Genomic DNA, 10,608 nt, shown 5'->3' with positions numbered 1-10,608 from the left:
CTGCACAGCAACGCCACCTCGGCGCCGCGCTCTCCCGCATCGCCGCTCTGGTACGCGAGCAACTCGACGGCCGGTGAACGACGCCCACCGAACTGAGCTCGACACCTCAGCCCGGGTCCCTAGGGCTCCGTCTTGGCAACGGCGATACAAACGGCCGGCATGGCGGACACCACCGTCGCCGGCCCACCCACCGACACGGCACTCACCGGAATTGTCCTGGCCTGTCCGCCCGTCACCGCTCCTCTATGCCGGTCCGGTAGGGCGGGCACCACGGGGAGATCCGCCCGGCAGGCGGAGTCCTCCACCGTTGCCGGTAGATGTTCGCGTCGATGGACGGCGGGTACACCAGGTGGCCACAGTGCAGACCGAGGTACATGAGTCCGTTCAGCACGTGGGCGGCGAGTCGCCACAGCGGATGGTCCGGGACCTCGTGCCCCACCGGTCAGCCCTTCACAAGCTGCGCGAGCTTGCCGGCCCGGTCCGGCTGTTCCCACGTGAACTGCGGCAGGTCGCGACCGAAGTGCCCGTAGGCGGCCGTCATGCCATAGATCGGACGCAACAGGTCGAGGTCTCGGATGATGGCCGCCGGGCGCAGGTCGAACACCTCGGTGATGGCCGCCAGGATGTCGGGGACCGGCACCACCTCGGTGCCGAAGCACCGCAGGTGCAGGCTGACCGGTCGGGCTGTGCCGATGGCGTACGCGACCTGGAGCTCGCACTGCCGCGCCAAGCCCGCGGTCACGACATTCTTGGCCACCCAGCGCAGAGCGTATGCGGCAGACCGGTCGACCTTCGACGGGTCCTTGCCGGAGAACGCGCCGCCGCCGTGTCGTGCCATCCCACCGTACGTGTCGACGATGATCTTCCGACCGGTCAGGCCGGCGTCACCCATGGGCCCGCCGATCTCGAACCGGCCCGTCGGGTTGACAAGCAAGCGGTATCCGCGCACGGTCAGGTCGAGTTCGGCGAGAACCGGGGCCACGACATGATCGCGAATGTCCGGCATCAGCAGGCCGTCCAGGGAGATGTCGGCGGCATGTTGACTCGACACCACCACCGTGTCGACCCGCACCGGACGATCGCCGTCGTATTCGATGGTCACCTGCGTCTTGCCGTCCGGCCGCAGGTACGGCACGGTGCCATCCTTGCGGACCTCGGCGAGCCGGCGGGCGAGACGATGCGCCAAGGCGATCGGTAGCGGCATGAGCTCCGGAGTCTCGTCGCACGCGTAGCCGAACATCAGACCCTGGTCGCCCGCGCCCTGCTGGTCGAGGCCTTCCAGCAGTCCGTCGCTCCGTGTCTCGTACGCCGCCGCGACGCCCTGCGCGATGTCCAGGGACTGGGTTCCGATCGAGACCGAGACACCGCACGTCGTGCCGTCGAAGCCTTTCTGCGACGCGTCGTAGCCGATCTCGAGAACCTTCCGACGGACCAGACCGACGATGTCCACCTGTGCAGACGTGGTGACCTCGCCAACCACGTGGACCTGACCGGTGGTGAGAAGGGTCTCCACGGCCACCCTGCTCTCGGGGTCCTGGGTGAGCATCGCGTCCAGGACGGCATCACTGATCTGGTCGGCCATCTTGTCCGGGTGCCCCTCGGTCACGGATTCAGACGTGAAGAGGTGTCTGGTCATCGACGTACTCCTTCGTGGCTGAGGGGAGGGTCGAGCCGCACGGTCGCCGGTGATCAGGCGCGGCGGTGGCGGCGATCGGCCGTGTTCGTGGATGGTGCCGGCCCTGGCGACACCGTCACGGGCAGGGACGCCGCGAGAAGCGACCCCGATGCACCGCCGTACGTGTCGGTGACCCGTTCGAACACCTCGTCCGGGTCGACCGAGTACGCCTGTGTACCCGACGTCTCCAGGACGAGCGCGGCCATGGTGCAGCCGAGTTGCGCGGCCATGCCGGCGGGCAGGCGACGGAGGAGACCACCGAAGAAGCCGGCCCGGAATGCGTCACCGCCGCCCGTCGGGTCGACGATCTCCTTCGGCGCGACAGCGGGTACCAACTCGGGCTCGCCGTGACGGGTGGCGATCCGGACACCGTTCTCACCCAGCGTCGTGACGATCATCTCGATCGACGTGAGCAGCTCTTCCTCACCGCACCCGGTCTTCGATCGCAGGAGTGCGGCCTCGTACTCGTTGGTGATGAGGCACCAGGCCCCTCTGACGAACTCGAGGACCTCGACCGCGGACATCCGGGGCAGTTGCTGCGACGGGTCAGCGGCGTACGGCAGACCCAGGCGCCGGCACTCCTGAGCGCGTTGCATCATGGCTGCCGGACTGTCCGCACAGGCCAGCACCAGGTCGGGCCGGCCGGACCTGACGATCACGTCGTCGAGTCGGATGTCGGCGGCCTCGACCATCGCTCCGGGGTAGAACGACGCAATCTGACACAGGTCCTCGTCCGTGGTGCAGACGAACCGTGCGGTGTGTGACACCTTGCTGAGCAAGACGTGGGTGCAGTCAACGCCGTGCTGCTCCAGCCAGGACCGGTAGTCGGCGAAGTCCGACCCCGCAGCACCCACCAGCATGGGCGCGAGACCGAGTTGTCCCAGGCCGTAGGAGATGTTCGCAGCGACGCCGCCGCGCCGGATGACGAGGTCGTCGACGAGGAACGACAGTGAAACCCGATCGAGTCGGTCCGGCAGCAGATGATCGGCGAACCGGCCGGGGAACCGCATCAGGTGGTCGGTGGCGATCGAGCCCGAAACCGCGACGCTGGCCAAGGAAACCTCCTTGTCGCCCCAGTGTTGACGGAGGCCATATGCCTGGACAAGGCATGACCCTGCCGCCAAGGGCTGGAGTGGCGGTCAAGAATGGCTCGTCCCGGCACAGCCCCAGCTAGGATCGATCTAGTCGCATCGAGACCAAGAGGCGGTCGGGCGACGACCACAACGATGCGCGGCACCTCTTCCGAGGCGCTGTCGCTACGGCGCGGAGCATGTCGGGTCAGGATGTGGAGCGCAGCTGGCGGACCTCGGCAGTCGCACTGACCCGGAACACCTCGATGAACCGCAGCAGGGTGCGCAGCTCGTCGTCGTCGAAGCTGGCCAGGTCCTCACGGGTCCGGGCGGTCAACCCGGCGTAGTAATCGTTGATCCGCTCGAGGCCACGGTCGGTGGGCTCGATGAAGATCCGGCGCCGACTCAGCGGGTCCGGGACCCGACGTACGCAGCCCGCCGCGGCAAGCCGGTCGATCATGCGTGATGCGGAACCGGGCGTCAGGCCCACGCGCTCGGCCAGCGCGCCGGCTGTGGTCAGACCATCCCGCTGCAACGCGTGCAGGCAGTGGAAGTCCGTCACCACCACACCCATCCGGGCGGCGATCAGGCTGTTGATCTGGATGAGGTGGGTGATCCAGTCTGGCAGCGCTTCGATGACCTGCGCCGTCAGGGACTGGCTGGTTTCAGGGGGTTTGTGTTCGTTCACGGTCATTTGACGGGACCCGATCGGCTCAGTATAGTGCGTCACGCAACAGTTGTGTCGCGCGATTTGATTGTACGAGTACACACCGCTGCTGACCGAACGGCATCTCGCGGATGCCCACACGCATTCGGCCAGAGCAGATCCGATACTGCCTACCGTCTGAGGTGCTCGATGGCTGAGCTGCCCGGTCGACTGCAAGCCACCTTTGTCCCTGCGGAGGACGCGATCGCCTGGTGGGGTGTGGCCGCGCTGGACGAAACCGTACGTGAGCACGGGCTGCCGGAGGGCCGCCCCGGCGTCTGTCGCCTGGCGGTGGCCGACCGTGACGGGGTGGGCCCGGCGAGCGTGCCGGTACGGTTCGCCGACCTGGACGAGGCCCGGCAGGGGCTGCTCAGGCTCGACACTCGTGCGGGGGTCGGCGCTTCCGTGCGAGCGTGGCGCGAGGCCGTGCGGCTGCTCGACGGCGACGACGACGCGTTCGAGCGGTTGGGCCTTCGGATGCCGCCGGCCGCCCACGCGGTGCTCAACGCCGAGGGCACCGCCATCGTCGCGGCGCCCGCGCTGCTGGCGCAGTTCCGCCAGGCGGTGGCCACCCAGGTCGCGCTGAGCGGTACGAGCATCACCGCGAAACTGCGGCCCTATCAGGTGCACGGCGTGGCTTGGCTCAGCGCGCGGCCCGGTATCGGAGACGGCGGGATCCTGGCCGACGAGATGGGCCTCGGCAAGACGCTGCAGGCGATCTGCATGCTGGCTACCCGCCGGTCGGACCGACCGCACCTGGTGGTCTGTCCGACCTCGCTGATCAACAACTGGCGGCGGGAGTTGGCGCGGTTCGCGCCTGCTGTCCCGGTGATCAGCTACCACGGCGGGAACCGGACGCTGCCGGACTCCTACCCGCCCGGCGCCGTCGTCGTCACGAGCTACCCGGTGCTGCGCAGGGACGAGCCGCTGACCACGGCGGTCTGGGACGTCGTGATCCTGGACGAGGCACAGCAGATCAAAAATCCGGAAGCACTGGCCAGCAGGGCCGCCGCACGGCTGTCCGCGACCGTCCGGATCGCGATGACCGGCACACCTGTGGAGAACCGGCTCGAAGAGTTCTGGTCTATCCTCAACGTGACCAACCCCGGCCTGTTGGGCACCCGCAGCCGGTTCCGGCAGCGGTTCGTCGGGCCGATCGAACAACGCCACTCCGCGACCGCCGCGGCCGCGCTCAACCGGTTGGTCAAACCGCACCTGCTGCGCCGCACCAAGGCCGAGGTCGCCGCCGACCTGCCGCCGAAGCAGTACTCGACGATCGTCTGCACGATGAGCAACGAGCAGGCCCGGCTCTACCGGGAAGCCGTCGACAATGCCTTCGCCGAAGGTCTCGGCGCCGGCATCGAGCGCAGCGGGCGGGTGCTCGCACTGCTCACCGCACTCAAGCAGATCTGCAACCACCCCGCTCAGTACCTGCACGAGCACACCGCTGGGACCGGTCGATCCGGGAAGTTCGATCGGGCCACCGAGATGCTGGCCGAGATCGTCGAGCAGAACGACCGGGTGCTCGTGTTCACCCAGTACCGGGCGATGGGCGAGCTGCTGTCGAAGCACCTCGGTACGATGCTCGACATCGGCCCGGTTCCGTTCCTGCACGGTGGACTGTCGGCCGAGCGTCGCGACCGGCTCGTCCATGCGTTCCAGGAGGACGACCACGCGCCGCCGATACTGCTGTTGAGCCTGCGGGCCGCCGGCTTCGGGCTCAACCTGACCCGCGCCTCCCATGTCATGCACTATGACCGCTGGTGGAACCCGGCGGTGGAGGAGCAGGCCACCGACAGGGCACACCGGATCGGTCAGCTGCGGAGGCTCAACGTCCACACGCTCGTCACCGGCGGCACGATCGAGGATTACATCGCGCAGATGCACGAGAACAAGCGGGGCGTCGCCGAGATCGTCTCCGGGGACACGCACGCCGCGCTGGCCAGGCTCTCCGACGATGATCTCCACGCGGTGCTGGACCTCGATCAGGGAGCCTTCGCTTGATGCAGGCCGAGTTCGGAGCCACGCCGTGGGGCCGGGTCTGGGTCCGGACGATCGAGTCGACATCGGCCGGCGGGCCCAACATGCTGCTGCCCAAGGCACGGACCCTTGCGCGGAACAGCACAAGCATCGTGGCGGCCGGCACCGGCCGCGTCGAAGCCGACGTCACCATGTCCGGCGAGGTTTGCCGGGTCAAGATCGACCTGCCGATCTGGCCGGACGGGACGCAGGCCGAGGTGGGGCGTCTGGTGGCCAAGGCCGTGGCCGAGCATCGTGGATTGGTCGCCGGCGACCTGCCGGACACACTCGAGGCGGACTTCAGACACCACGCGATCAGCGTCGCCCCCCACATTCAAGAGCTGCACAGCGGCTGCACCTGCCGGTCCCGCAAGCGACCGTGCGTGCATGTCTTCGCCACGATCTACGCGCTGGTCCAACTCGTCGACGAGCGTCCGGCTCTGGCGGTCGAGTTGCGATCTGCCGCGGCGACGGCCATCGCCACCACTGATCCGGACTGGGTCGCGCTGTCCGAGTTCGATCCGGCCGCGTTCTACGGAGACTGACCGCCGCAGCGCACACGACCACGGCAGTCAGGGCTTTAGGACGTGTTTAGCGGGCCGCGATCCACTGGCGCAAACTGGATTTCGGGAGGTCTTCGATGCGGGTCCTGTTTGCCTCGTTCACTCAGCGGACGCACCTCTATCCGATGATTCCGTTGGCGTGGGCGTTCCGGGCCGCCGGGCACGAAGTACGCGTCGCGGCGCAGCCCGGGCTCACCGGGGCGATCGTCGGCGCCGGACTGAGCGCGGTCGAGGTCGCCGCCGGCTACGACCCCCTGGCCGAGCTGCTCAAGGTGCGGGACGAGCCCGGCCGCCGGCCCGGTGACATCGGAAGCCTGTCGGCCGGCCTCGCCGACCTGCCGCCCGAGGAGGTGCGCCGGCAGCGGGACGCCCGGTTCGCCCCGCTGGTCAGGCTCGCCGAACTGATGGCCGCGGACCTGTTCCCGTTCGCCGAGCGGTGGTCGCCGCAGCTCGTGGTCACCGACCCACTGGCGTTCGCCGCACCCCTGATCTCCGCCACCCTCGGGATTCCGCTCGTCCGGCACATCTGGGGTCCGGACGTGACCGGCGGCCACCCGTTGCAGGGCCGCGCCACGCCCGGCGACGTCCACAGGCAGTGGCCGACGGGACTGGTGGACCTCTTCGACCGGTACGACGTCGAGGTGCGCGACGACTATCCGATGCACACCGTCGACCCGTGGCCGACCAGCCTGCAACTGCCCGGCGTGCCCAACCGGCTGGCCGAGCGCGCCGTGCCGTACAACGGCAGTGCCGCGGGCGCCGTGCCCGGTTGGATCCTCGAGGATCCCGGGCGTCCTCGCGTCTGTGTCACCTGGGGCACGACGGCGGCCATGCTCGCCGGCGGCAACACCCTGCTGCCCGGGGTCGTCGCGGCGCTCGGCGAGCTCGACGTCGAGGCCGTGGTGGCGGCCGGGCGCGCCGACCTCGACCGGATCGGGGACGTTCCGGACAATGTCCGGATCACCGAGAACCTTCCGCTCAGCCTGCTGTTGCCGAGCTGCGCCGCCATCGTCAACCAGTCCGGCCCGGGCACGGTCCTCACCGCGGCCGCCTACGGGGTACCGCAGGTGCTCATGCCGGCGACTGCCGACACGCCACTGATTGCCGCGAACTTCGGTACCACCGGTGCCGGTGTCGTGCTGGACCCCGGCCAGGCCGACGCCGACGCCATCAGATCGGCGGTGACGGCGGCGCTCACCGACGCGTCGATCCGAATCGCGGCGCGGAAGGTGCAGGACGAGATCGCCGCCACCCCGACGCCGGCCGACCTGGTGCACACGCTGGAACGTCTGGCCTGAACGGTCCGGAGCTACCCCGTCCCGAGACGCTGGTAAGCCTGCCACATCTCGCGCAGCGACACGGCGAGCGGGATCTGGGGCGCCCATCCGAACAGCTCGTGCGCCAGCCGGATGTCCGCCCTGGTCCAGTCTGCCCCCAGGCTCGACACGGCACCGGCCTGGAGCTCGATGATCGACGCGGGAAAGCCGGCGCTTGTCACGAAGAGCGTCACCAGGTCATGCAACGGCACCGCGACCCCACTGCCGATGTTGACCGGACCGCCCACGCCCGGCCGTTCGGCGGCCAGCCGTACCGCCACGGCCAGGTCGCGCACGTCGACGAAGTCCCGGCTGACCGGGACGATGGTGATCGGCATCCGCCCGGTCCGGGAGGTCTCGTCCAGCATGCGCAACAGCTTGCCCGGCAGCGTCTCCGGCGACGGGTGCGGGCCGCAGACGTTCACCGACCGCAGCACCACACCATCGACCACGCCGTCGGCCGTGGCCGCCAGCACCGCGGCCGACCCGGCCAGTTTGGTGCGGGCGTAGACCGAGGTCGGCCGCGGGACGAACGACTCATCGATCGCGGTGCCGGACGGCGCCGGGCCGTACTCGTGAATGGTGCCGACGTGGACCAGCCGGGGCCGGCGCGGCGCCGTGCGCATCGCGGCCAGCAGGTTCGTCACCATCCCCACGTTGGCGCGGGTCATCTCCGCCTCGGTGCGATCCCAGCCGTCCGTGGCGTTCGCCGCGTCGGTCGCGTTGACGACGACGTCGACGTCCGACTCTCGCAGCAGCGCGCCGATCCGCTCCGGCGTCGCCGCGGCGAGGTCGAGGGGAAGGAAGTAGCCGGGTGCCACCCCGCCGGCCGGACTCCGGGCCACCACCACCACGCGGTACCCACTCCGGAGGAACTCCGCACAGACGTGTCTGCCCACCGAACCAGTGCCGCCCAGCACGACGACCCGACGGCTCCCACCTTCGGCCTGCCCCATCGACGTCTCCCCCGAGGTGCACGAAATGGGATCAAGGGTAGATGCGGCAATGGACCGCGTCTACCGTCCCGCCCGCGAGCGACCTTGTACCGAGGATCGAGTCAGTCCGGCTACGTTCGGCTGATCCTATGTGGCGCAGTTCGAGAGTTTGGCAGGCAGTGTGGGATCTCCCAGCAGGCTGATATTCGACCAACGAGGCTCACGCGGGGTTTGGAGGTTGGACGTTGAGGTACGAGATTCTCGGGCCGTTGCGCATCACGGTCGGCGGTGAGTCACCGCCGGTCGGCACGCACAAGATGGAGGCACTGCTGCGCACGCTGCTGATCCGCAACGGTCAGGTCGTATCGCTCGACCAACTCATGCAGGAGCTGTGGGACAAGACGCCGCCCACCCGCGCGGTCGCGTCGCTGCACGTCTACGTCTCGCAACTGCGCAAGGCCCTCAACAAGTACTCCGGCAATGCCGACGTCATCACCACCCGGGCCCCCGGCTACATGCTCGAGCTCGGCCGCGACGAACTCGACGTGGACCTGTTCCTCGCCCTGCGGGAAAAGGGCCGGATGCAGATGGGCATGAGCCACAACGCCGCCGCGGCCCGGACACTGTCCGAGGCGATCGGTGTCTGGCGCGAGCCCGTGCAGGCCGCCTCCCACGAGGGGCCGATCGTCAGGGAGTTCGCCAACTGGGTCGAAGAGCTCAGGGTCGACTGCATGGAGCTGCTCGCCCATGCGCTGCTCGCCTCCGACCAGGCGGGCGAGGCGATCCGCATCCTCTACCCCCTCATTACCGAATACCCGCTGCGGGAAAACCCCTACGCATTCCTCATGGAGGCGCTCAGCCTGGCCGGGCGCCGCGCCGAGGCCCTGAAGGTGTACCGCACGGCCCACAAGCGGATACGCGAAGAGCTGGGGCTGGATCCGTGCCGGCTCCTCCGGGAGGCGCACGAGTACATCCTGGACGATCGGCTCGACGAGCTCAGTGTCCGGCGTTCCCGCCGCGAAGGTGACATCCGAGTCCGCGCCAGCTGACCTGCAAGCCGACGATCGGAGGACGCCGATGACAACCGGGCTCCACGTACCGGTGACGGCCGAGGGCCACGCCCTGGTCGACCGGCTCACCGCATACCTGCCACAGATCCGCTCGACGGCCGCCGCGCACGACCGGGCCGGCACATTCCCCACCGCCACGTTCGACGTATTCCGCAAGGACGGCCTGATGGGCGCGACCGTCCCCGTCGAGCTGGGCGGGATCGGCGTGGAACGGCTCTACGACGTGGCGGCCGCGCTCGTGCACGTCGCGGGCGCCGACGCGTCGACCGCGCTCGCACTGCACATGCAGTTCAGCCGCGGCATCACGCTCACCTACGAGTGGCGGCACGGCGACGCCCGGGCCCGGGCGCTGGCCGAGCGGCTGATGCGGCAGATGGTCGCCGGCGAGGCGGTCATCTGCTCGGGTATCAAGGACCAGCCGTCGACGGTGACGAAGTTGCGACCTGACGGGTCCGGCGGCTGGGTGCTCTCCGGCGGCAAAACGCTTGTGAGCATGGGGCCGATCGGCACCCACTTCGTCATCAACGCGCACACCGACGTGCCGGGCGAGCCGCCGCGCCTCGTCGTGCCGATCGTCACCCGCGACAATCCCGGCCTCACCGTGCTGGACAACTGGGACGGCCTCGGGATGCGCGCCTCCGGCACGGTGGACATCGTCTTCAACGATTGTCCGATCCCGCAGGAGGAGGTGCTGATTCGTGACCTCGTCGGCGCGCGCAACGACGCGGCACTCGCCGGCCAGACGGTCAGCTCGGTCGCCATGCTCGGCATCTACACAGGCGTGGCGCAGGCCGCGTACGACACGGCGGTGGCGGCGGTCGTCCGACGCTCCGCGGCGCAGGCGGCGGTCCGCAGCCTGATCGCCGCGCTCGACGCCCGCGTCTACGCCCTGCGGGCCACCGCGGGCGCGGCGGTGACCACGGCCGACGAACTCCGTGCCGACAACGACTCCATGGACCCTGCAGAGCGCGGCCGGCGGATGATGCGGGAGTTCCAGTGCGCCAAGCTGGTGGTCAACCAGCTGGCACCGGCGGTCGTGTACGACTGCCTGACGTTGGTCGGCGGTGCGGCGTTCGCGGCGGGCCACCCGTTGGCCCGGTACTACCGCGACGTGCAGGCCGGCTCTTTCATGAACCCGTACACCTACGCCGACGCCGTCGACTTCCTCAGCGCCCAGGTGCTGGGCAACGAACGGGACAACAACTACATGAGTGTCTGGGCGGCAAGGTCCACGTCTACATCACGGTGAGGGGC

At 69.2% G+C, this 10,608-nt stretch carries 10 protein-coding genes; 5 read left to right on the top strand and 5 right to left on the bottom strand.

Annotation, left to right across the window (positions count from 1 at the left end):
* Positions 1–232 precede the first annotated feature (232 nt).
* The 4 genes from ACLQ3B_RS05850 to ACLQ3B_RS05835 form a co-directional block, all read right to left on the bottom strand.
* Positions 233–439: a hypothetical protein gene (locus tag ACLQ3B_RS05850; protein ID WP_425777983.1), complete on the bottom strand. Its 207-nt coding sequence runs from the start codon at positions 437–439 to the stop codon at positions 233–235.
* A gap of 3 nt (positions 440–442) precedes the next feature.
* Positions 443–1,636 (bottom strand): methionine adenosyltransferase, encoded by a 1,194-nt coding sequence (gene metK / locus ACLQ3B_RS05845; protein ID WP_425777982.1) that lies wholly within the window; start codon positions 1,634–1,636, stop codon positions 443–445.
* 53 nt (positions 1,637–1,689) lie between these two features.
* Complete coding sequence (locus tag ACLQ3B_RS05840) at positions 1,690–2,685, bottom strand: carbohydrate kinase family protein (protein ID WP_425778067.1); 996 nt, start codon at positions 2,683–2,685, stop codon at positions 1,690–1,692.
* A 268-nt stretch (positions 2,686–2,953) separates the two neighbouring features.
* Positions 2,954–3,439: a MarR family winged helix-turn-helix transcriptional regulator gene (locus ACLQ3B_RS05835; protein ID WP_425777981.1), complete on the bottom strand. Its 486-nt coding sequence runs from the start codon at positions 3,437–3,439 to the stop codon at positions 2,954–2,956.
* A 162-nt stretch (positions 3,440–3,601) separates the two neighbouring features.
* Here ACLQ3B_RS05835 and ACLQ3B_RS05830 point away from each other — a divergent pair, with 162 nt between their 5' ends.
* From ACLQ3B_RS05830 to ACLQ3B_RS05820, 3 genes are all read left to right on the top strand, one after another.
* Positions 3,602–5,455, top strand: a complete 1,854-nt coding sequence (locus tag ACLQ3B_RS05830) for a DEAD/DEAH box helicase (RefSeq protein WP_425777980.1) — start codon at positions 3,602–3,604, stop codon at positions 5,453–5,455.
* Positions 5,452–6,015 (top strand): hypothetical protein, encoded by a 564-nt coding sequence (locus ACLQ3B_RS05825; RefSeq protein WP_425777979.1) that lies wholly within the window; start codon positions 5,452–5,454, stop codon positions 6,013–6,015. Before ACLQ3B_RS05830 ends, ACLQ3B_RS05825 begins: the two co-directional genes overlap by 4 nt.
* Positions 6,016–6,110: 95 nt before the next feature.
* On the top strand, positions 6,111–7,331 hold the full coding sequence (locus tag ACLQ3B_RS05820; protein ID WP_425777978.1) for a nucleotide disphospho-sugar-binding domain-containing protein: 1,221 nt from the start codon (positions 6,111–6,113) through the stop codon (positions 7,329–7,331).
* Between the two features lie 11 nt (positions 7,332–7,342).
* Here ACLQ3B_RS05820 and ACLQ3B_RS05815 read toward each other — a convergent pair whose 3' ends face one another.
* Complete coding sequence (locus tag ACLQ3B_RS05815; RefSeq protein ID WP_425777977.1) at positions 7,343–8,305, bottom strand: NAD-dependent epimerase/dehydratase family protein; 963 nt, start codon at positions 8,303–8,305, stop codon at positions 7,343–7,345.
* Between the two features lie 224 nt (positions 8,306–8,529).
* Here ACLQ3B_RS05815 and ACLQ3B_RS05810 point away from each other — a divergent pair, with 224 nt between their 5' ends.
* Both ACLQ3B_RS05810 and ACLQ3B_RS05805 read left to right on the top strand, forming a co-directional pair.
* A complete protein-coding gene (locus tag ACLQ3B_RS05810; protein WP_425777976.1) occupies positions 8,530–9,333 on the top strand; it encodes an AfsR/SARP family transcriptional regulator in 804 nt (267 codons plus the stop codon).
* Between the two features lie 28 nt (positions 9,334–9,361).
* Positions 9,362–10,603, top strand: a complete 1,242-nt coding sequence (locus tag ACLQ3B_RS05805) for an acyl-CoA dehydrogenase family protein (protein ID WP_425777974.1) — start codon at positions 9,362–9,364, stop codon at positions 10,601–10,603.
* The last annotated feature ends 5 nt before the right edge of the window (positions 10,604–10,608 follow it).

It is taken from the genome of Micromonospora sp. DT53, assembly GCF_049841535.1.
In the GTDB taxonomy this organism is placed as follows: domain Bacteria; phylum Actinomycetota; class Actinomycetes; order Mycobacteriales; family Micromonosporaceae; genus Micromonospora.
The sequence above is the reverse complement of the archived record's forward strand: the minus strand, read 5'-3'. Positions and strand labels throughout refer to the sequence as shown.